Source organism: Melissococcus plutonius ATCC 35311 (assembly GCF_000270185.1).
GTDB classification, from domain to species: Bacteria; Bacillota; Bacilli; order Lactobacillales; family Enterococcaceae; genus Melissococcus; species Melissococcus plutonius.
This window is the reverse complement of sequence record NC_015516.1, coordinates 1868000-1891014: the sequence shown is the minus strand read 5'-3', so window position 1 is coordinate 1891014 and position 23015 is coordinate 1868000. Positions and strand designations below refer to the sequence as shown.

Sequence of the window (23015 nt, the reverse complement as noted above, 5' to 3'; positions counted from 1 at the left end):
TTTTAGCATTTTTTTAAATATTTTTCCACAACTAAATGAGTGCTGTGGAAAAATATTAACATTGTATAAAAAAAATTTCCACAATAAAACAAAAAATGTGAATTTTGATTATTTTTAAAACCTTTTCCACAGATTCTATTTTTATAAAAAAGGATACTATATAAGGTTTTATTGAGTTTTCCACAGAGTTATGCAGCACTGTTAATAACTTTTTAACAATATGTTTTTTTGTGGAAAAACATCTAAAAATAGCAATAAGAAAATTGAAATAAAAAATTATTATCCACAATACAAATAAAAGTGTTTATTTCTTGTGGATAATTTTTATAAATTTAAAAAAAAATAATTCAGTAATTTTATTGACAAATACTATAATTACTCGTTATACTAACAAAGTATGTCTATAGTTTGACGGATAAATTGTAATTTTTAGGAGGTGGATGATATGAAAAGAACGTATCAACCAAACAAACGCAAGCATCAAAAAGTTCATGGTTTTCGTAAACGTATGAGTACAAAAAATGGTCGTCATGTATTAGCAAGCAGACGTCGTAAAGGTAGAAAAGCACTTGCTGCTTAGTCTAATTTTTAATAATTTATTAGTTTGTTAGAAACTCTTAACTATCTTTTTAGTACTGAAGCTGAAGAGAATTAAGAGTTTTTTTGTTTTATTCTCAATAAAATTTTAGATTATTGCTGAAAAGTTGGAAAAAAATGTACTTGTCTATGCTATTATTGTATAGTAAGTAAAAAATGAAACGGAAAGACGTATATGAAAAAAGCTTATCGTGTAAAAAGTGAAAAAGATTTTCAAAAAGTATTTTATGCAAAAAATTCTTGTGCCAATAAAAGATTTGTTGTTTATTCGCTAGAAAAACCTGAACAAAAACATTTTAGAGTTGGAATTTCTGTTGGAAAAAAAGTTGGGAATGCGGTTGTTAGAAATTCAGTTAAACGAAAAATCCGCATGTCTATTTATCAACTGAAAGAACAAATTCTTTCTGAATATGATTTCATCATTATAGCTAGACCGGGGGTTCAAAATTTAACTTCAGAAGAAGTTAGAATAAATTTAATTCACATTTTAAAACTTGCAAATATTTTAAAATAAGAGAGGAAAAAAGCAGTGAAAAAACGTAAACATTTACTATTGATAATAAGCTTGGCGGCTGTTTTGTTTGTTTTATCTGCCTGTGGAACATCGCCAATTACTAAGGACAGTACTGGAATTTGGGATCGTTATATCGTTTTTTATTTTGCCAAAGCGATTCAGTTTTTATCATTGAATAGAAATATAGGTATAGGAATTGTTTTCTTTACCATTGTTATTCGTGTTATTTTATTACCACTTATGTATTTTCAAACCAAAAGTATGCGTAAAATGCAGGATATTCAACCGCAACTTAAAAAATTGCAACAAAAGTATTCATCAAAGGATCCGGAAACACAACGTTTATTTAGAGATGAACAACAGCGATTATATACAGAAAATAATGTAAATCCTTATGCTGGGTGTTTACCTTTATTGGTTCAGATGCCTATTTTGATGGCTTTATATCAAGCTATTTCTCGTATTCCAGAGTTAAAGCAGGGAAATTTTATGTGGTTAGCATTAAATAAACCTGATCCATATCTAATATTACCGATTTTAGCAGCTGTCTTTACTTTTGCTAGTACATATTTATCAAATATGAGTCAATTAGAATCAAATATCTCTTTAAAAATTATGAATTTTTTCATGCCTGTAATGATTTTTTTAATGGGAATTCAATTAGCTAGTGGCCTATCTTTATATTGGACAGTTTCTAATGCTTTTCAGGCCGGTCAAACATTAGTACTTAATAATCCGTTTAAAATTCGTAGAGAACGTGAAGAGGAAGCAAAAAAATTAAGAGAAAAAGAAAAAGCATTAAAAAAAGCAAAAAATCCTAAAAAGAAAATAAGAAAAAAATAGAGAAAAGATAAAATAAAGGGGGAATTTAAAATGCCTATGTATGAAGGTGATACGGTAGAAAAAGCAATTATTAAAGGATTACACGAATTGGGACTAAAAAAAGAAGAAGTAACTATTGATGTATTAAATGAAAATAAAAAAGGATTTCTTGGTTTTTTAAGTAAACCTGCTCGAGTGTCTATTGAACCTACCGTTGATCAACAAATTACAGAGGCAATTGAAGAAACGATTGATACAGTTATTACAACCAACAAAGAAGAAAAAAGAGAACAAGATATCCATGAAGAATTGCAAACTAAAAAGCCGATCAAAAAAGATGTAAAAAACTTAGAAAATGAGCAAGCGATTAAAGAATTAGCTATCTACCTAACAAATATAACAAAAGAATTAAATGCCTCTTCATTAGTAAGAGTTGAAAAAGAAGACGAAGTGTTTATTTTTAATTTAGATACCGATAAACCTGGCATGTTAATTGGTAAGCATGGAAAAATTTTAAATGCACTTCAATATTTAGCTCAGATATTTATTCATCGGATAGCCGTAAATAAGTTATCTATTGTTGTGAATGTAGGAGATTATAGAACAAAACAAAAAGAAATTCTGCAAAAATTAGCACAACGATCAGCTCAAAAAGTACAAAAAACAGGAAAACCAATGGCATTAGAACCAATGCCAGCGTTTGAAAGAAAACAAATCCATTCCATATTAAGTACTAATCCTGATATTCAAACGTATTCGAAAGGCAAAGAACCTTATCGTTATTTGGTTATTGATTTAAGAGAAGAAAAAAGATAGCAAAATTCTAATTCTGTTAGTTAATAAAAATATTAAGTAAATAGCAAAAATAAAACTGGAATAGATTGCAATGATAATTTAACAATATCGGAAAATGAAGTGATATGAACTAAATAGGTGGATATAGAAATTTAATATCATTTAAAACATTCAATATTATTGAATTAAATCATAAACGAATTATTCGTTTAACGCATCTAGTTTTACTTAGTTTTGTTCTATAAAAGGATTGACAAAAAAGAGTAAACCAAGTATATTTTAATACGAAATCATTCTTATCAAAGTAAAATACGATGATAAAGTAGCTTAAGTAATTTATGGCTTCTAAAAAACCTGACTTTTAAAAAGTCAGGTTTTTTTGTTTTATCTTTTTACTGGACATTAAGCAAATGTTGTTTGAGTAAATTGTATAACTGTACCATAAGCAAAAATTTCTGTTACTTTTTCACCTTCATATAAAGCTGAGCGCTGTTCAAAATGACAATTAATTACTGCGTCTGCTTTATAAGAATAGGCAATTTCTTTTAATTGAAAATAAATACGTTTAAACACATCGTTCGGATTGGTTTTAGAAGCATATAAATCGGCAAATACTCGATCTGTAGCAAAAATGATATCACGAATTAAATATTCTCGATTAATATTACCAGTTGATAAAAGAATAGATTGGAATTTTTCCTCAATCGATGAAACATCCTTGTTATTTTCATTTGATGACTCCATTCTTCAAATCCTCCGATTTCTATAATAGATAGGTATTTGCTTCTAATTCTAGAAAGAAAAATAAAGAAAAGCAAAAACTATGCAATGTTATAACCCTATAACCTAATTACTAAACTTTATTAATTAATCGGTATAACAAAGAATTTTTTTATTAAAATTCTATCAATTTATTACTTATATTATTTTTATCTATTTAGAAAGGTTAATATTTTCAAAAAAATAAAAACATACTAAAATCTTTAATAGAAATATTTTTTAATTTAACTACCTTTTTAAAAAAGTATAAATCTAGGAGGAGAGTAATGAAAAAATATATTGAAAGAATTTTTGATAGTAAAAAAAAATCAACAAAAAAGGATCACCAAACGAAAAATAGCAAATATAGCTATTTCAAGTGGATTGCTTTTTACATCTTGTGCAGTACCAATCGCTATTAGTCTATCCCAAAATGCAATTATTTCTTCAGCTGCAGTATTAGATATGGAAATACTATCTGATATTAAAGCATCTAACACAAGTGGAAACACCGAAAATGCACGCTGGACGTCAGATGATGTAAACAAAGCTGTAAATTTTCAAATTACTGGAAAAGAATTAGTTGATGCTTCGGTTATAACAAGTGGTAAAAAACAAGCTGTTTTAACCATTCCAACAGAAATGAATGGTAAGGTCACACCAAATGGTCAAGCAACAATTGTTACAAATTTAACAATAAAATTATCAGAGATTCAAGTATTGAATGATGCTATTAATGCCATGGAACAAATAAGTAATATAATAAGTAAAATTGCTAGTGGTGATTATGGTGAATTGTCAAATGTTACCATTAATTTTGATGAAGTAAATCAAAAATTAGATGCTTTTAATAATCTTAAAAATTTGGGAACTGCAACGTTTAATGAAAACATGGTAGAAGCAAGTGATGGTACTTATATCAGTGCCAATATTGATGATGGCTTAGGACTTGTGGTTTCTCAAAATATCACAAATGCTCTAAATGATTATGATGCTGCTGTCCAAGCTTTAACTGCCAAGGGAACTGGGATTGTAGGAGGCGCTACTGCTACAGCAATTAATGCGGCGCTAACACCAGTTAAGGGAACTGTCAATTTAGCAGTTAAAGCAGTATTACCACTTATCAGTGCAGGAGGATCTGCAATTAATCAATTAGCAGATGCCTCAGTTTTAGGTGGAACAACGGTTACATTGCCAACTCTAGTTTCTCCACCAAGTGATACTGCTTTTGAGTTGAGTAAAAATGTTGATGCAAAATTTGTAGGTTCTGTAGTCAAGTCAGATCAGATTGATGCCAGTCTAATTTCAACGGGGAATGGTACAACATTTATTTATTATGGTCCAAAGCAATCTACTGTAACGACACCAACAATTAACTCAGTTACAGGAGATTCAAAAACAGGATACGTAGTAGCCGGAAAAGCAACACCAGGCAATACAGTAGAAATTCGTAATCAACAAAATGAAGTTATTGGAAATGGTACAGTAGATGCGAATGGTAATTTTTCTATTAATATTCCAGCTGGAAAGGCAACAGCAAATGAATCATTGAGTGCAATAGCAAAAGATAGTAATAATAATGAAAGTAGTCCGGTAGGATTTACAACACCAGCAGATCCAACAACAGTTGCACAACCAACTGTAGATGCGATAGATGGAAATAGTAAAGATGGCTACACGGTAACAGGAAAAACCGATCCAGGAAATACCGTAAGTGTCAAAGATCCTCAAGGGAACGTTGTAGGTACGGCCACAGCGGATGATCAAGGAAACTATACAGCAACGATTCCAGCTGGACAAGTTAACCCAGGAGATTCATTACAGGTAACAAGTAAAGATGCAGCGGGAAATGAAAGTACAGCAACAACCACTCAAGTACCAAATGACAATGCACCAACAGCACCAACCGTGGGAGGAATTACAGGAAATAGTAAAGATGGCTATATAGTAACAGAAAAAACCGATCCAGGAAATACTGTAAGTGTCAAAGATCCCCAAGGGAATGCTGTAGGTACAGCAACAGCAGATGATCAGGGAAATTATACAGTAACTATTCCAGCTGGAACTGTAAAACCAGGAGATGCCTTACAAGTAACAAGTAAAGATGCGGCAGGGAATGAAAGTCCAGCAACAAATATTAAAACACCAACAGATCCGACGGTTTCAACACCAACTGTGGATCCAATAAAGGGGAATAGCAAAGACGGCTATACAGTAACCGGAAAAACCGATCCAGGAAATACTGTAATTATAAAAGACTCAACAGGAAAAGTAGTAGGTTCTGGAACAGCAGATGACCAGGGAAACTATAAAGTAACGATTCCAGCTGGAGCTGTTAAACCAGGAGATACCCTACAAGTAATAAGTAAAGACAAAGATGACAATGAAAGTTCTGCAATAAGTATTAAAACACCAGCAGATTCAACTACTCCAGCACCACCAACCGTGGGAGGAGTTACAGGAAACAGTAAAGACGGCTATACCATAACAGGAAAAACAGATCCTTATGCAATCGTTGAAATTAGGGATGGACAAGGAAATCTACTTGCTACTGGAAAAGCAGATGCTAATGGAAACTATCGAATAACCATTCCAGCAGGCAAGGTAAAACCAGGAGATACCTTAGTAATTATAAGTAGAAATAAAGAAGGTAATGAAAGTCAAACTTCATTTAAATTACCAAAGTATCCAATTAACAATGGTAATGATAGTGGTAATATGGGCGGTGATGGATCAAATGGCTTACCAATTGGCAATGGATCTGGCTAACTGGAATTAATGGCGTCCATCCAACGAATAATAAATCTTGTAATGACATGGCGGCTACCAATGGATTAAAATTAGGACGTAATGGTTTACCAATTGTGGATCAAACCAACTTTTCTGATTCAGATAGAAATACCTATCCAAATACTGGTGAAAAAGTCAAAAATGCTACTGGATTATTAGGTATTTTACTAGCTGCAATGGCGGAAATTGGGTTAGTTAAACGAAAAGAGAAAAAAGAATAACTTATTCAATTGAGTAAAACAAGTGAAAAGTAAAACAGGAATGATGTTAAATTTAGCTAGTATTTAGCTTAAAGGGTAAATTAAAAATTTACCCTTTAAGCTTGTTTGTTCATTTATAAGGTTGTTTTTGTTAAATTCCTTTTAATTATAAAAGGAATAATTTGAATTAAGATAATAAACTATTTACCCATTTTTCAATATAAATGAAAAACTGAATAAAAATCAATATAGCTTATCATTTTAACATTATTATCTAGTTCAATCAATTGTTTCAGCGATTGAAAGATAAAGTGAATAAATTTTTAAGAAGGATTGATAATTCAATAAAATTATGCTATCCTAACCCAAGAAGATATCGGACAAGCAGTGAAAGTGCTAATCCAACCTAAATTAGGGTGGGAATAGGCGCTTTTTTTGTTGTAAAAATAAAATAGAAAGGAATTATCACTATGCAACAAATAGCTTTAGAATTAGATACTATTGCTGCTATCTCTACACCACCTGGTGAGGGAGCGATTAGTATTGTTCGTTTAAGTGGAAAAGATGCCGTTAAAATTGCAGATAAAATTTACCAAGCAGGTAATAAAAAACTGAAAGATGTTGCTACGCATACTATTCATTATGGTCATATTATTGATCCTAAAAAAAATAAGGTTGTCGATGAGGTAATGGTGTCAGTGATGCGAGCACCTAAAACATTTACCTGCGAAGACGTGGTAGAAATCAATTGTCACGGTGGAATGATTGTTGTTAACAAGTTGCTACAATTAATATTACATGAAGGTGCTCGGTTAGCAGAACCAGGAGAATTCACCAAACGAGCATTCTTGAACGGACGGATTGATTTATCACAAGCAGAAGCAGTCATGGATTTGATCCGTTCAAAAACAGATAAGGCAATGAGTATGGCACTTAATCAGTTAGATGGTAGTCTATCCAATTTAATTCGTTCGTTAAGACAAGAAATTCTGGAAACGTTAGCTCAAGTTGAAGTCAATATTGATTATCCTGAATACGATGATGTCGAAGAATTAACCACCCGGTTATTACTAGAAAAAGCAACATCAGTAAAAAAACAAATCCAGCAATTATTAATGACTGCTCAACAAGGAAAAATTCTTCGTGAGGGATTAAGTACCGTTATCGTTGGTCGTCCAAATGTAGGGAAATCCAGCTTACTTAATCATCTTCTTAAAGAAGAAAAAGCTATTGTAACAGACGTTGCTGGTACTACGCGTGACACAATTGAAGAATATATTAATCTTCGTGGTATTCCATTAAAGTTGGTCGATACAGCAGGTATTCATGAAACAGAAGACATTGTAGAAAAAATTGGTGTTGAAAAAAGTCGCCAAGCTTTACAAACAGCAGATTTAATTGTACTAGTCTTAAATCAAAGTGAAGAGCTAACGAATGAAGATCAACAATTACTTGAAATGACAGGTGGGTTAAAACGAATTATCCTACTAAATAAAATGGATTTACCTAACCAACTAGAGAAAGAAAAATTGCGAAGTTTTCTTTCTGATCAAGAGGAACTTTTACCAGTATCTGTTTTATCAAGTGAAGGAATAGATAAACTAGAAATAGAAATAGCAAATTTATTTTTTAATGGACAAACGGAAGCAAAGGATGCTACCTATCTATCAAATACACGTCATATTTATTTATTGGAGCAAGCTTTATCTGCTTTGGATGAAGTGATTCATGGAATAGAAAAGGAAATGCCAGTGGATTTAGTTCAAATAGACATGACACGTTGTTGGGATTTCTTAGGTGAAATTGTTGGTGACAGTGTTCAGGATGAATTGATCACACAATTATTTAGTCAATTTTGTCTGGGCAAATAGAAGGGAGAGTTTATTATGGAACAATTTCAAGCAGATACTTATGATGTAATTGTTGTTGGTGCTGGTCATGCTGGCTCAGAAGCGGCACTTTCTGCTGCACGAATGGGCTGTAAAACTTTATTACTAACAATTAATTTAGATATGGTTGCCTTTATGCCATGTAATCCATCGGTAGGTGGACCGGCTAAGGGAGTAGTAGTTAGAGAAATCGACGCACTAGGTGGAGAAATGGGTCGAAATATTGATAAAACTTCAATTCAAATGCGTATGTTAAATACAGGAAAAGGACCAGCAGTACGTGCGCTGCGTGCACAGGCGGACAAACAAGAGTATGCGACAGAAATGAAAAAAACCATCGAAAAAGAAAAAAATCTAACTTTACGACAAGGAATTGTTGAGCAACTCGTAGTAGAAGACGGAATTTGTAAGGGTGTTATCACTTCAACTGGTGCTATTTATCAAAGTCAGGCAGTGATTATTACGGCTGGTACGTCTCTTCGTGGAGAAATCATTATTGGTGAATTAAAATACTCTTCAGGACCAAACAACTCACAACCTTCTGTTGGATTAGCGAATCATTTAAAAGAACTTGGTTTTGAAATTGCTCGTTTTAAAACCGGAACACCACCACGTGTTAAATCAAGTACTATTGATTATAATGCAACAGAGGAACAAGCTGGTGATAAAGCAATTAATTATTTTAGTTATCGTACTAAAGAAGAAGCTTATAGCAAAGAACAACGTTCTTGCTGGTTAACTTATACGAACGAGATGACACATGAGATTATTCGTAAAAATTTACATAGAGCACCCATGTTTACTGGGATTGTAGAAGGTGTGGGTGCCAGATATTGTCCTTCTATTGAAGATAAGATTGTTCGTTTTGAAGATAAATCTCGTCACCAATTATTCTTGGAACCAGAGGGATTGAATACAGAAGAAGTCTATGTACAAGGACTGTCTACTTCATTACCAGAAGACGTTCAAACGAATGTTTTACATTCAATTGATGGTTTGGAAAAAGCTGAAATGATGCGTACTGGTTATGCTATTGAATATGATGTAGTTGTTCCTCATCAATTACGACCTACCCTTGAGACAAAAATAATTAATAATTTATATACAGCAGGTCAAACAAATGGAACAAGCGGTTACGAAGAAGCAGCTGGTCAAGGATTAATGGCAGGCATTAATGCAGCACTTAAGATAAAAGGCAAGGCACCTTTTATTATGAAACGAAGTGATGGCTATATTGGTGTAATGATTGATGACTTAGTGACAAAAGGCACAAATGAACCTTATCGATTACTTACCTCAAGAGCTGAATATCGTTTATTATTAAGACATGATAATGCTGATCTACGACTAACGGAAAAAGGATATGCCATGGGATTAGTGAAAGAAGAGCAATATCAAGAGTATTTAATCAAAAAGGCAACAATTGAAAAAGAAATTGCTTTTTTACAAACAACTAGAATTAAACCAACAGATGATGTTCAACAATTCTTAACGGAAAAAGGAAGTGTTCCTTTGAAAGACAGTCTACTTGCTAGTGATTTCTTAAAACGACCAGAAATAAATTTCCACGATCTTCAACAATTTATTCCAAATAGTGATCAAACTTTAAATGATAAAGTTATTGAACAAGTGGAAATCCAAATCAAATATGAGGGCTATATTAAAAAGGCAGTTGAAAAGGTCGATAAATTAAAACGAATGGAAGCAAAGCGAATTCCAGAAAATATTGATTACTATGCTATTAATGGGCTAGCAACAGAAGCTAAGCAAAAACTACAAAAAATTCAACCTGAAACTATGGCACAAGCTAGCCGAATCAGTGGCGTTAACCCAGCAGACCTAAGTATTTTAATGGTTTATATCGAACAAGGAAAAATTGCGAAAGTAAAATCATAAAAACTTTATTAAATCAACGTCTTTATCCAATTGCTAAACTGATAAATTGTGATTGAGTATATATTAATTATACCAAATTGTAAATTAAAATCTATATATTGGATAAGGTTTTTAGAAGGTTCATTTTGTTTAGTTGGAGTGACTTTAATATAGATATAGGTTGTATCTTTTATTGATTTATGATCAAGTCTTTGTGAATTATTTTTGATGCCCATATTTTTTTCAAAGAGCGATGGAGTATTTGTATTGCAAAAACCATGAACTTTGATAATTTTCATGTTAGGAAAAATGTTTTTGACTTTTTTCACCCTGTTATCAGTATAAGAATTATATAAATACTAATTCCCATTTGTTAATATAGAATTACAAAAAACCACATTTTTATTGAAATTTTGATCTCAAATACCGAGGTTATTTAATTTTTTCTTTGAGAATATGGTTTTTTTACTTTTTAAGGATTTCAGGTATTTGATTAACGATTATTAAGGGAAAAACTTGAAAATAGCGACTATTTAAATTGGATAAACAATTTTTGAATTATTTTGACATTAATAAAATGTTATCACTAAATATCTTTATGATATAATTAATTATGAAGTATCCTAACTTGATAATTATATATTCAATATAATATATAATTGACTATCAAAATAAGTAATCATATAGGCATTCATTTATCATTTCTAGTATTTTGTCTTAACCTTACTAGATTGTTTTTTATAAATATGGCTAAAACCAAGATAATTATACCTTTTCAATTTTTTTAACAAACATTTACGTAGTTCAGCTATAGATCATTTGTTGAACGGCTTCTACTATTTATTAAAACAAATACTTTAAAAGGTAAAAAAATATATTTGATGAACAAAGTCAAAAGATATCGATAGTGGGAACAAACATTACTAAATCTAAAGTATTTCTAAATGAATCAACTTTTAATCTCTAAATTTTTTAAACATATGATAACAGTCAAATAATGAGTAATAAATGAATTAGCAATCCTTAATTAAGAAAAACTGTTATTTACTAAAATGATAGATTTTATTAAAAACCTAACGAACATTATATTTATAATATTAAAATCGAATAATTTTAAAAATAAGATTATTGGTAATTTTATAAGATTGCTATTCTAATTATTAATAATAATAGAATTAATAAATTATATGTCTTATAAAGGAGCTAAATTAAATTAGAAAAATAAAAGCAAATTAAAGGAGTTGATTATTATAATTGTTGAAGTTGAAAAAGTTAGTAAAACGATTGGTTCTAGAGAAATTATCCATGATTTAAGCTTTAGTGTTGAAAAAGGAAGGACGTTTGCTTTACTTGGTCCTAATGGTGCTGGTAAAACAACAACAGTTCGACTCATTACTTGTTTGTTGATTCCTGAAACAGGTAAAATAAGAATATTCAATACAGACTTAAATCCAAAAAATGGCGATATATTGCGACAAAAAATTGGTGTTCAAAATGATGGGAATTTATATGAAGATTTAAGTATAAGGCAGAATCTAGAATTATGGGGTCAATTGTATCAAATTAAAAATGAGGATAGCAAAGAACAAATTAAAGAGATTCTAAATTTCTTTAATCTAGAAGATCGGATTGATTCAAAGGTAGGAACGTTGAGTAAGGGAATGCGTCAGAAAGTTTCGATTGCTCGAGCTGTTTTTCATCATCCTGAATTGTTAATTTTAGATGAACCTACTTCTGGATTAGATCCACAATCGATGGAAGAACTCATTACCTATCTAAATAAGCTGGTCAACGATTCAGGAATGTCTATCATTATGTGTACCCATCAATTGCAAGGTCTTGAAGAAATTGCCGATGATATTGGAATTATTCAAACTGGCCAATTAATTAAATCTGGAAGTGCAAGTGAAGTAATCAGTGGAACATTTTCCGAAACAATTTATGAGCTTGAAGTATTTCCAAAAGAAAAAGCAATAAATATTTGTAAACGATTTGGAACGATTCATGCCACATCAAGAATAGCTGGTTTTAGGCTGTCTGTTACAGGAAAGATACTGATCTCACAAATTGTAAAATGTTTGGTTAAATCAGATATAGAAGTAAATACTATTTTTGAAGTCAAGCATACGATTAAAGATGCTTATTTTAAGATTGTAGGTGGAATAGATAATGATTAATTTAACAAGAGTAAAGATCGTAATGAAAAAAGACTTATTAGAAATTGTCAATGATAAAACCACTCTAGCTTCTTTATGTGTACTACCTATTATTTTTAGTCTCATTTTGCCTTCAATTATTTTGATATTTGGTACTCAAAGCATACTTACTAATAGTATAGGAGGAATCAATGCATTTATTAAAAATTTAAATAGTAGTCATTTTCCAACAGGTATTCATGCTGGCAGTGAACCTTTATATGCTATTTTGATGTATTTTTTCATTCCCCTATTTTTATTGATACCTGTCATGCTTGCCACCATCATTGCAAGCTCAAGTTTTGTGGGAGAAAGAGAAAACAAGACGATAGAGGGTTTATTGTATACACCATTAACAAATAGAGAATTAATATTAGGTAAAATTCTTGCAGCAGCCATTCCAGCAATGATAGTCACGTGGCTATCTGTGATTATCTATGGCGGATTGATTGATACACTGGGATTACCTATTTTTGGCAAAGCTATCTTTCCAAATTTAAATTGGATAATCGTTGTTCTACTGTTAAATCCACTTATTGTATTTTTGTCAATCGCTCTTATTATCTCAGTCTCACAACATGTAAAAACGAGCAAGTCGGCACAATCGGTTGCCATGATATTAATTTTGCCTCTTATTGGTGGTTTAATATCTCAAGCAAGTGGGGCACTATTATTAGGTCCTATTGCTAGCTTATTCATTTCTCTTTTATTAGTAATCATTGATATTATAGCTTTTTTGATCATTTCTAAGCATTTTAATAGAGAAAAATATATTTTAAATAGTTGATCATTTAAATTGGAAATTTTAAAATGAGAAAGTTAATAGTTACTTAATACCAAAGGAATAACAAGGGATGTAACTGTGTATATGAGACTAGTATGATAGTAAACCTAGCATTTAATGGAGTTTAATCATATTTTTCATCCAAATTTTTGATAGTAAAAATGTGTAAATAAAATATATAAAATATATAAAGAGAGATAAGTACAATCAATAACGATGTATGAACTAGTGACTATAATTCTACCTGTCCGTAATTATAGATAAAGTCAATATGAATAAAATTCCCCCTCTTTAGGAGAAGATAGGCATGAATGAATTATCGTTGAAACTAATTTTTGAAAGAAGAGAGAGAGAAAATTTCTCTCTTTTTTTGAAATAATTTATGAATTAGTATGGAGATTGGGTTAAAAAAGTTTGATAACAATACAAATCCTAGCCGGCTTGTATCTATAAGTCTTATTGGTTCAATTGGAAAGGAGTTATACCTATAATGTATTTAAAATTTCATTTCTATTATTAATAATATTAATCTAATTTAAATTGTTGCTATTAACCTATCGAATCTGGAAAATACTAAAAAATAAATATCAAGATAAAGAAGATTTATGGACAAATTTATTTGTTTCATGTGAAACAAATTAGAATTATTTTATATTAAATGATAAATCATCAGGACTTTATTCTAAAGTTTTTATAGGCAGTTAGGTTTTAAATAGTAAAATACCTAAGATAAAATTGTTATTCATTTTGTAAAGCTATTCATTATTTGTGAGATAGGCTTCATCTATTTTTAAAGAATTGATCATATTGTGTAATTCGGTTACTGGTAATTGTCCTGGAGCAGAAGATTTTGATATAATGCCAAAGGTGGCATCAGAGCCGATGAGTTGGCCGGCGATTCTGCTGATTTTTCCTAGTGTTCCCATTGATAATGCAATTAACGGACGGTCGGCATGATTTTTTTTCATTATCTGTGTCGCTTGTAGTAAGGTTAAAACATCTTGCGTAGAATGAGGCATTACAGCTATTTTACAGATATCTGCTTTGGTTTTCTGCATTTTTTGTAGGCGATTAATTAACTCTTCTTGAGCAGGTGTTTGTTCAAATTCATGATTGCTGATAATAACTTTAATTTTTTCTAAATGTGCTTGATAGATTAGTGCATCAATATATCTAATTGGCATTGAAAATTCAATATCTAATAAATCAAATTTCCCTAATTGAATAATCATTTGATAAATATGTAAATATTCTTGATCAGAAATGACTTGCTGGCCTCCCTCCTTGACACTACGAAAGGTAATTAATAATGGCTTTTTTAACAGTGCTTTGATTGCATGAGAAAGCTTAGCAACTGTTTCTGGGATTTGAACATTTTCAAAATAATCAATTCGCCATTCGGCAATGTCACCTTTAGTTTGCTGGATCATCCTAGCTTCTTCTAAGATTTCTTTTTCTGTTTGGCCAACCATTGGCATAATGATTTTTGGTAAACCTTTACCAATGACAATTTGACCAATCTTCACATTCTCCATTTTAAAAGCCTTCTCTTTCTTGATAGATAAAAATTTTTATATAAATTAAAAAATCAATCAATAAAAATTTAGCATAAATTGATTTAAAGCATGATTTTAATCCTAAATTTTAATTAATTCTTCTTAATAAAAATAGCAGTAATACATAAAATTTTTAAAGTAAAAAGTTATTCTTAGCGCTTTTATTTTATCATTGATTGACAAGTATGCCTATTCTGAATAGATATTTGAAATATTCCTCTATTAAAATTAAATCTTTTTTTATTTTAGTCGTGTATTTAAAATCAAAATAGTTAGTTAATTATAAACTAAGTAATTAATTATTATTAATTACTTAAGTTAGAATGATTTTCAATTTCGTTAGTTTATATTTTAAATTATTTTATTAATAACTTCATTTTTAAATAATAAATAATTTTAAGTGGTTAAAATAAGCGAATTAGATAATTATTATTAATAAAATATAAAATAAATTTATTATTTTTATTAAAGATAGTTTAATAGCCTAGTTAACATGATATAAAACAGATCTGTTTTGTATAAGAGAAGATTAAAAAATAGGAATTATATTTTAGTAAAAGATGAAGCATTAAATTTTTCATTGTTTTTTTGAATAAAATTTCACCTTATAACTTTACAATTGTAAAATAAAAGTTTATGATAAATGAAACGATTGAAAGGGATTGCAATCTATGAAAATAAGTAAGCAAGCATTGGCAAAATATTTAGATCACACACTTTTGAAACCAAATGCTACAAAAGAAGAAATTTTAACGATTTGTAAAGAAGCACTTGACTATCAAACTGCTTCTGTTTGTGTAAATGCACACTGGATTAAGTTAGTTACATCGCAATTACGAGACAGTATGGTCGTTCCCTGTGTTGTGGTCGGTTTTCCTCTAGGAGCAACTTCAACAGCTACTAAAGTAATTGAAACACGAATAGCCATAGATGATGGTGCAAAAGAAGTAGATATGGTTATTAATATTGGTGAATTAATTGGTGGAAATGAGACATTTGTTAAGGAAGATATCAAATTGGTTGCAGAGGAAACTCATAAAAAAGATAATTTATTAAAAGTAATTATAGAAACGTCTTATTTAACAAATGATCAAATAGTTACAGCTTGTCAATTAGCCGAAGATGCAGATGCAGATTATGTAAAAACCTCAACAGGATTTAGTTCAGCAGGAGCTAAAATAGATGATGTTACTTTAATGCGTAAAACGGTTGGTAATCGTCTAGGTGTAAAAGCTTCCGGTGGTATTCATAATTATAATGAGGCAGTTGCTATGATTGAGGCAGGCGCAAGTCGTCTTGGTGTTAGTGCTACCAAACAAATTCTAGCTTAAAGGAGAAAAGCATTCATGAAATACAAAAGAATTTTTGGCATTGTTCTTGACTCTATCGGTACAGGAGCAGCAGCTGATGCCGCTCAATTTGATGATGTAGGCTCAGATACTCTAGGTCATATTGGCGAATTTTATAATGGGAAATTGCATATCCCTAACTTACAAAAAATGGGCCTTTCTAATTTACGTCAAATAGCGATTGAGGGAGTACCAGCCGTAGAAAAACCAATAGGCTATTACGGAAAAATGCAAGAAGTCTCTGTTGGTAAGGATAGTTTAGATGGTCATTGGGAAATGATGGAATTGCCAGTTACCCATCCATTAAGCTTTTTTCCAGATGGCTTTCCAAAAGAATTATTAGATAAAATTTCTAAATTTTCAGGTCGTAAAATTGTAGGAAATCGTCCTGCATCTGGAACAGAAATTATTAAAGAATTAGGCGAACATCAAATGAAAACTGGTGATTTAATTATTTATACTTCTGGAGATTCTGTTTTGCAAATTGCTGCTCATGAGGATATTATTCCAGTAGATGAACTTTACCGTATTTGTCGTTATGCACGTGAATTGGTGAATGGGCCGGAATACCTGATGGGACGTGTTATTGCTCGTCCATATGTCGGTCCTGATAAAGAACATTTTACCAGAACAGCGAACCGTCATGATTTTTCATTAGAACCTTCAAGTAAAACAGCATTAAACGTATTACAAGAAAACCATATTACTACTATTGGCATTGGTAAAATTAATGATATTTTTTCTGGTAATGGCTTAGATACAGTTTATCACAATGAAAGCAATATGGATGGAATGGATCATCTAGACCAAGTTATGCAAGAAGATTTTACTGGTTTTTGTTTTGTAAACTTGGTGGACTTTGACTCAATGTATGGTCATCGTAGAGATGCATTAGGTGATGGGCAAGCCTTAATGGATTTTGATAAACGTTTGGGTACTGTCCTAGATAATTTAAAAGAAGATGATTTGGTTTTGATTACCGCTGATCATGGGAATGATCCAACCTTTAAAGGAACAGACCATACTCGTGAATATGTACCATTACTTGTTTATTCACAAAGTATGAAGGAAACAGCTAGTCTTGGAACAAGAAAAACATTTGCAGATTTTGGAGCAACTGTGTTAGACAATTTTAACGTAACAATGAGTAACCAAACAGGTACAAGTTTTTTAAAGGAATTAAATTAAAAAGCAAATAAATAGGATGACATAATGGTTAAAAATAGTAATGATGAAAAAATTAAGCAAAGTTTAATGGCTGCCCATTTATATTATGAAGAAAATAAGGGACAAAGTGAGATTGCCAACCAATTGGGGATCTCACGTCCCACAGTTTCACGATTATTACAGCAAGCAAAACAATTAGGATTCGTTAAAATTCAAATTGAGAATCCTTTGTTAGATGCTAAAGAATTAGAAAATCTCTTAAATAAAAAATATCATGCAACAATTAAGGTTGTTCCTACAAATTATCGTAATAAAACCGCTATTTTTGATAGCGTCGGTGCTTATACGGCTGATTATTTAATGAAGATAGTAAAACCGGGCGATATTATTGGAATTGGTTGGGGAAAAACAATTCATGCAGTGACAAATCAGCTAGAAAAACAATCAGTTAAGGATGTAAGGGTGGTTCAATTAAAGGGAAGTGTTAGTATTGGTGAATGTGAAGAGACTTATGCCTATGAAAGTATTAATGAGCTAGCGTATGCATTTAATACTAAAGCGAATTATCTGCCATTACCAACTATTTTTGATAATCAACTGACAAGAGAGCTGGTTGAGCAAGATCGTTTTATTAAAGATGTGCTTGAACTAGGTAGAAAAGCCAATATTGCTTTGTTTACTGTAGGAACTGTTCGAAAAGAAGCCTTGCTTTTTCAACAAGGATATCTAAACGAAGATCAAAAAGCTGAATTGCAACTGCATGCTGTGGGTGATGTTGTTTCTCGTTTTATTGATAGTAAAGGACAAATTGTTAATAACGAATTAAATAATCGAACTATCGGAATTGAATTGGAGGAATTAAAAGCAAAAGACAGCTCGATAATTATTGCCAGTGGATTAGGAAAGGTTGCTGGTGTGCATACCGTTTTATCTTCAGGTTATGCAAATTTGGGTATATTTGATAGCGCTTTAGCTCATAAAGGAGGAAACTAAATGCGAATGGTAGATGTTATTGATAAAAAACGGAATGGCAACGAACTAACTGAAGAAGAAATACAGTTTTTTATAGAAGGTGTCACAACAGAAAATATTCCTGACTATCAAATTACCGCTTTGTTGATGGCTATTTATTTTCAAGGCATGACAACTCATGAAAGAAAAAATTTGACTATTAAAATGCTGGAATCTGGAGATCGTCTAGATCTTTCAACTATTCCGGGAATTAAAGTGGATAAACACTCAACAGGCGGAGTAGGGGATAAAGTTAGTTTGCCACTAGCTGCCATGGTATCTGCTATAGGTATTCCTGTACCTATGGTATCTGGTCGTGGGTTAGGTCATACTGGTGGAACATTAGATAAATTAGAAGCTATTCCTGGTTATCAAGTAGAGATGAGTCAAGAAGACTTTATTAAACAAGTGAAAAACGAAAAATTAGCGATTATAGGTGCAACAGGTAATATCGCGCCAGCAGATAAAAAAATCTACGCTTTAAGAGATGTTACAGACACCGTTGATTCCATACCCTTGATTGCTAGTTCGATTATGAGTAAAAAGATTGCCTCAGGTACAGATGCTTTAGTCATTGATGTGAAAACAGGTACAGGTGCTTTCATGAAAACACTTGATAAGTCTATTGAATTAGCAAAAGCCCTTGTTGAAATTGGTAAAAGTGTTGGTATGAATTGTTTAGCAGTTATTTCAGATATGAATCAGCCACTTGGAAATAAAATTGGTAATTCTTTGGAAATAGAAGAATCCATTGATCTTTTGAAAAATAAGGGACCACAAGATTTACGTGAATTAACGCTGACTTTGGGAAGTTATATGGTCATTTTAGGAGGAAAAGCTCAAACATATGAAGAAGCTAGAATTTTATTAGAAGATACGCTTTCTTCCGGAACAGCCTTGGATTGTTTTCGAGCGATGATTAAAGCTCAAGGTGGAAATTCAGCGGTCATTGACGATTATACTATTATGCCTCAAGCAACATACAAAATTGATTTACCAGCTGAAAAAAGCGGGTATGTCACACAAATCATTGCCGATAAAATTGGAATTGCAAGTATGTTATTAGGTGGTGGCCGGCAAAAAGCCGTTGATCAATTAGATTATGCTGTTGGGCTTGAACTGCATAAGAAAATAGGGGATCCTGTAGAACAAGGCGAATCCTTAATGACAATTTATAGCAATAGAGAACATATTGAAGAGATTAAGCAATTGCTCTATGATAATATAATCATTGGTGATAAAATTGAAAAACCAAAAATGATTTATCAAATTATAGAATAGGTAGCAAGATAAATAACTAATACAACTAATCATCGATTGAAAGAAGTGAGTAAAATACAATTTATTTTTCTAATAACAGGACTACTATTAGTCTTTTCAGTTGGCTGGCTTATTAGTAATGATCGAAAACATATTAAATTTAAAAATATAGCAATTATGTTTATTTTACAATTAATTATTTCTTTTCTGTGCTTAAATACAACTGGTGGCGTTTATGTCATGGATAAAATAGCCATTTTTTTTAATTGGTTAATGCTTCAAGCTGCTTCAGGCGTTGATTTTGTCTTTGGTGGTTTGGTTGTTCAAAAAGGTACATCTGTATTTTTCTTGAATGTTTTGATGCCGATTGTATTTATCTCAGCTCTTGTAGGAATTTTAAATTATATTAGGGTATTACCTTTTATTATTAAATGGATTGGTTGGACTTTAAATAAAATTGCTGGTATGGGAGAACTAGAAAGTTATTTTGCTGTTTCAACAGCTATTTTAGGACAACCTGAGGTATTTTTAACAGTTAAAGATGACATTCCTAAATTAACTGAGGAACGTTTATATACTATTTGTGCTTCTGCTATGAGTGCTGTATCTGCTTCCGTTTTAGCAGCGTATATGCAGTTGATTCCAGATAAATTTGTTGTTCCAGCTGTATTTTTAAATATTTTTTCTGCATTAATGGTGTCTTGTATTATTAATCCGTATAATGCATCGAATTATGATACCATGCCAATGAGTAAGAATGAAGAGAAAAACCATGAATCTTTCTTTCAAGTATTAGGAGACTATATTTTAGATGGGTTTAAGTTAGCAGTAACAGTGGCTGCAATGTTGATTGGTTTTGTGGCTTTAGTGAATTTTTTGAATAGCATTTTTGTAGCTATTTTTAATATTAGTTTTACGACAATTTTAGGCTATATTTTTTCTCCAATCGCTTTTTTAATGGGTGTACCAACAAAGGACAGTATTAAGGTAGGTAGTTTGATGGCTACAAAATTATTAACCAATGAATTTGTTGCTATGAGTTCTCTGCATAATATGTCCTCTACCTTAAGTTTAAAAGCAAATGCTATCATCTCAGCTTACCTTGTTTCTTTTGCTAATTTTAGTGTTGTAGGAATTATTACTGGTTCTATTAAGTCTATCAGTTCTAAACAAGGTATAACAGTTGCGAATTTTTCAATGAAGTTATTATTAGGGGCTACATTGGCATCTATCTTAACGGGTACGATTGTAGGCTTATATTATTAATAAATGTTAATATTTAGCTTAATCATAAAAAAATTTCTAAGTATTTAGTAACTAAATTATTTTATGTTTGATCAAAATTATTTCCATTAGCAAATAAGAGATTCAATTTTACTAATTTAAGTAAAATTGAATCTCTTATTTTTTTGATTTTAGAGATAAAAATTAATTTATTTATTGAGGATAATAACGCTTAAAAAATCTGACTAATTATCAATTTTTCATGTTATAACATAATGAATATTGTTATCCTAACTTGTAACAATTAACAAGATAAAAAACGTATATAAAATGAATACTACTATTTAAATATTAAAAAATTAAGTTAAGAAAAAACAATAATAAATAAAAAACAGAGGAAGATAGAGAGGAATTTTTGCAAAAATACTTCATTTAGGTTATTACTAAATTAAGGAATTGATTATCTAACTGGGAGGAAATGAACATGGCGGTTGAAATGGAAAATAAAGAATTGGAAGAATTATATCAGTTGGCTATTGATGAACTTGAAGGAAGCGGCGAATCATTAATTATTTGGGCGGGTGGTGACGCAGTGAATCAACAAGATGCACTCGCAAAAGCCTTTTTAAAAAATTTCCTAAGATCCGTCTAGATATCTATGTGGAGTTATCCAAAATCCATGATGTTAGAATTTATAAAGAATTATTAAATGGTGATTTGACACCTGATATAACAATGTTACAGACCTCAAACGATTTTGAAGATTGGAAAAAAATGGAAGTATTAGAACCTTTTCGTCCGGTAGGTTTTTCACAAGTACGAAATGAATTTAAAGATGATGAGGGTTATTTCTCTGCGTTTAAAATGTTTGCTTTTCTACCTCAATATGCCAAATTAGGGATTGATCAACCACCAAAAAACCTAGAAGATCTATTAACTGAACAATACCAAGGAAAATTAATTTCTACCTATCCTCATGACGATGATGCTGTTTTGTATGTTTATGATCAAATGATTAAACAAAGAGGTGAACGATTTATTTCAGATCTAGCTAGGTTGAAACCCTATCTTCTTAGAGGAACGGCTGTGCCGCCGTTATTAGTTGGCAGAAATGGGTTTCTTGGTTGTTTAACTGGCTACGAAACTTTACCAGAACAACCTTCCATCTCCTATATACCTGAAGAAGACTTCTTTATTTCCTGGGCACAACGAATGGCCATGTTTAAACAAACAAAACATAAGGCAGCAGCTAAACTATTTCTTGCCTTTATACAAAGCAAGGAATTTCAACAGTCTTTAGGTAAATATACAGTTAGAAAGGATATAGACCTAGGAGAAGAAACCTGGATTGGCAATCACCCAAATACAAATCCAGTTGGTTTTTATGCCTTTATGCGTGATAGAAAACATATTAACGATCTACGTAAATTGATGGAAAGTCATTTTGGACCAGTTAAGGGAATATCGCCTGTTAAAAACCATAAAATGATAAAAATGACTTATGGTTGGCCCTACTTTTAGTGCAAAATATTTGGATGATTACTAATAATTAAATCTGTTAAAAATTGCTAATTCAATGAGTTATTTGAATTTTTAATATATTTTATGATCATCATTAAAGTGGAGAATCATAAAAGGTTAACTAAATTAGAAAAACAAAATTTTATATAAAATGGGTAGAAGATTGTTATTATAGGCAATCTTCTACCCATTTTGTTCATTCACTGGGTATTTATTTGGATAAAATAAAATTATTATTAGATGGGTCAATCTGTTAATGAAGGCAACTAAAAGTTAAATTATCGCTATTTTTAATACTGTTCTCTCTTTCCCTAATAAAACAAAAAAACATTTTTTATAATTAAAAAAATTTTTAGTTATAAAAATAACTTTATTTAAAACAAAATATCCTACAATCTAATACTTCTTCAAGTAACTAATTAGATAATGTTTCACGTGAAACGAATATTGATAGAAAAATGCTATTATAGTATTTAAAATTGTATCTTGTCTGCTTTTCGTTTTTATCTATGCCGTTGAAATAGGTAATTATCTTTATCTAGCTTTTGAATAAATAGATTGGTTATATCTTTATAAAAATACTACATATATAAATACAAAAAATAAAAAATTTATATCAATAATAAAGATAATATTCTTTTTTGATATTTGGATTAAGGATGAAATTATTCCGTTCTCAATGTTTCTTATAGAAATAGTTAATTAAA

General features: G+C 30.9%; 19 protein-coding genes. 17 read left to right on the top strand and 2 right to left on the bottom strand.

Features of this window, described 5'->3' with window-relative positions:
• Window positions 1-445 precede the first annotated feature (445 nt).
• The 4 genes from rpmH to jag all read left to right on the top strand — a co-directional run bounded on the left by rpmH (window position 446) and on the right by jag (window position 2749).
• A complete protein-coding gene (rpmH, locus tag MPTP_RS08315) occupies window positions 446-580 on the top strand; it encodes a 50S ribosomal protein L34 (RefSeq protein ID WP_013774677.1) in 135 nt (44 codons plus the stop codon).
• A 192-nt stretch (window positions 581-772) separates the two neighbouring features.
• Window positions 773-1111: a ribonuclease P protein component gene (gene rnpA, locus MPTP_RS08310; RefSeq protein WP_013774676.1), complete on the top strand. Its 339-nt coding sequence runs from the start codon at window positions 773-775 to the stop codon at window positions 1109-1111.
• A gap of 15 nt (window positions 1112-1126) precedes the next feature.
• Complete coding sequence (locus tag MPTP_RS08305) at window positions 1127-1954, top strand: YidC/Oxa1 family membrane protein insertase (RefSeq protein ID WP_013774675.1); 828 nt, start codon at window positions 1127-1129, stop codon at window positions 1952-1954.
• 30 nt (window positions 1955-1984) lie between these two features.
• Entirely contained in the window at window positions 1985-2749 is a 765-nt protein-coding gene (jag, locus tag MPTP_RS08300) for an RNA-binding cell elongation regulator Jag/EloR (protein WP_013774674.1), read from the top strand.
• Window positions 2750-3130: 381 nt separating this feature from the next.
• Here the strand turns inward: jag and MPTP_RS08295 are convergent, their stop codons facing one another.
• A complete protein-coding gene (locus tag MPTP_RS08295) occupies window positions 3131-3472 on the bottom strand; it encodes a hypothetical protein (RefSeq protein WP_013774673.1) in 342 nt (113 codons plus the stop codon).
• Window positions 3473-3799: 327 nt separating this feature from the next.
• Here MPTP_RS08295 and MPTP_RS08290 point away from each other — a divergent pair, with 327 nt between their 5' ends.
• The 6 genes from MPTP_RS08290 to MPTP_RS08260 all read left to right on the top strand — a co-directional run bounded on the left by MPTP_RS08290 (window position 3800) and on the right by MPTP_RS08260 (window position 13223).
• Complete coding sequence (locus MPTP_RS08290) at window positions 3800-6256, top strand: adhesive domain-containing protein (RefSeq protein ID WP_158309121.1); 2457 nt, start codon at window positions 3800-3802, stop codon at window positions 6254-6256.
• A 47-nt stretch (window positions 6257-6303) separates the two neighbouring features.
• Window positions 6304-6498 (top strand): LPXTG cell wall anchor domain-containing protein, encoded by a 195-nt coding sequence (locus tag MPTP_RS08285; protein WP_013774671.1) that lies wholly within the window; start codon window positions 6304-6306, stop codon window positions 6496-6498.
• A 449-nt stretch (window positions 6499-6947) separates the two neighbouring features.
• Window positions 6948-8348, top strand: a complete 1401-nt coding sequence (mnmE, locus tag MPTP_RS08280; protein ID WP_013774670.1) for a tRNA uridine-5-carboxymethylaminomethyl(34) synthesis GTPase MnmE — start codon at window positions 6948-6950, stop codon at window positions 8346-8348.
• A 15-nt stretch (window positions 8349-8363) separates the two neighbouring features.
• Window positions 8364-10262, top strand: a complete 1899-nt coding sequence (gene mnmG / locus MPTP_RS08275; RefSeq protein ID WP_013774669.1) for a tRNA uridine-5-carboxymethylaminomethyl(34) synthesis enzyme MnmG — start codon at window positions 8364-8366, stop codon at window positions 10260-10262.
• Window positions 10263-11482: 1220 nt separating this feature from the next.
• Complete coding sequence (locus tag MPTP_RS08265; RefSeq protein ID WP_013774668.1) at window positions 11483-12418, top strand: ABC transporter ATP-binding protein; 936 nt, start codon at window positions 11483-11485, stop codon at window positions 12416-12418.
• Complete coding sequence (locus MPTP_RS08260) at window positions 12411-13223, top strand: ABC transporter permease (RefSeq protein ID WP_013774667.1); 813 nt, start codon at window positions 12411-12413, stop codon at window positions 13221-13223. The genes MPTP_RS08265 and MPTP_RS08260 overlap by 8 nt, the downstream gene beginning before the upstream one ends.
• Window positions 13224-13975: 752 nt before the next feature.
• On the opposite strand, the gene aroD is transcribed toward MPTP_RS08260, so the two are convergent.
• The gene (gene aroD, locus MPTP_RS08255) at window positions 13976-14755 is read right to left on the bottom strand and encodes a type I 3-dehydroquinate dehydratase (RefSeq protein WP_013774666.1); all 780 of its coding nucleotides are present in this window, start codon (window positions 14753-14755) and stop codon (window positions 13976-13978) included.
• A gap of 692 nt (window positions 14756-15447) precedes the next feature.
• On the opposite strand from aroD, the gene deoC reads away from it, so the two are divergent.
• The 7 genes from deoC to MPTP_RS08225 all read left to right on the top strand — a co-directional run bounded on the left by deoC (window position 15448) and on the right by MPTP_RS08225 (window position 22308).
• On the top strand, window positions 15448-16107 hold the full coding sequence (gene deoC, locus MPTP_RS08250) for a deoxyribose-phosphate aldolase (protein ID WP_013774665.1): 660 nt from the start codon (window positions 15448-15450) through the stop codon (window positions 16105-16107).
• A 15-nt stretch (window positions 16108-16122) separates the two neighbouring features.
• Window positions 16123-17313 carry a phosphopentomutase gene (locus tag MPTP_RS08245; RefSeq protein ID WP_013774664.1) on the top strand — a complete coding sequence of 397 codons (1191 nt, stop codon included), beginning with the start codon at window positions 16123-16125 and terminating at the stop codon, window positions 17311-17313.
• Between the two features lie 24 nt (window positions 17314-17337).
• Window positions 17338-18285, top strand: coding sequence for a sugar-binding transcriptional regulator (locus tag MPTP_RS08240; RefSeq protein WP_013774663.1), 948 nt, complete (start codon window positions 17338-17340; stop codon window positions 18283-18285).
• Window positions 18286-19584, top strand: a complete 1299-nt coding sequence (locus MPTP_RS08235) for a pyrimidine-nucleoside phosphorylase (RefSeq protein ID WP_013774662.1) — start codon at window positions 18286-18288, stop codon at window positions 19582-19584. It abuts the gene before it with no gap.
• Window positions 19585-19638: 54 nt separating this feature from the next.
• Window positions 19639-20829 (top strand): NupC/NupG family nucleoside CNT transporter, encoded by a 1191-nt coding sequence (locus MPTP_RS08230; RefSeq protein ID WP_041363589.1) that lies wholly within the window; start codon window positions 19639-19641, stop codon window positions 20827-20829.
• A gap of 442 nt (window positions 20830-21271) precedes the next feature.
• Entirely contained in the window at window positions 21272-21439 is a 168-nt protein-coding gene (locus MPTP_RS09665) for a hypothetical protein (protein ID WP_013774660.1), read from the top strand.
• Between the two features lie 8 nt (window positions 21440-21447).
• Window positions 21448-22308 carry an ABC transporter substrate-binding protein gene (locus tag MPTP_RS08225; RefSeq protein ID WP_013774659.1) on the top strand — a complete coding sequence of 287 codons (861 nt, stop codon included), beginning with the start codon at window positions 21448-21450 and terminating at the stop codon, window positions 22306-22308.
• Window positions 22309-23015 lie beyond the last annotated feature (707 nt).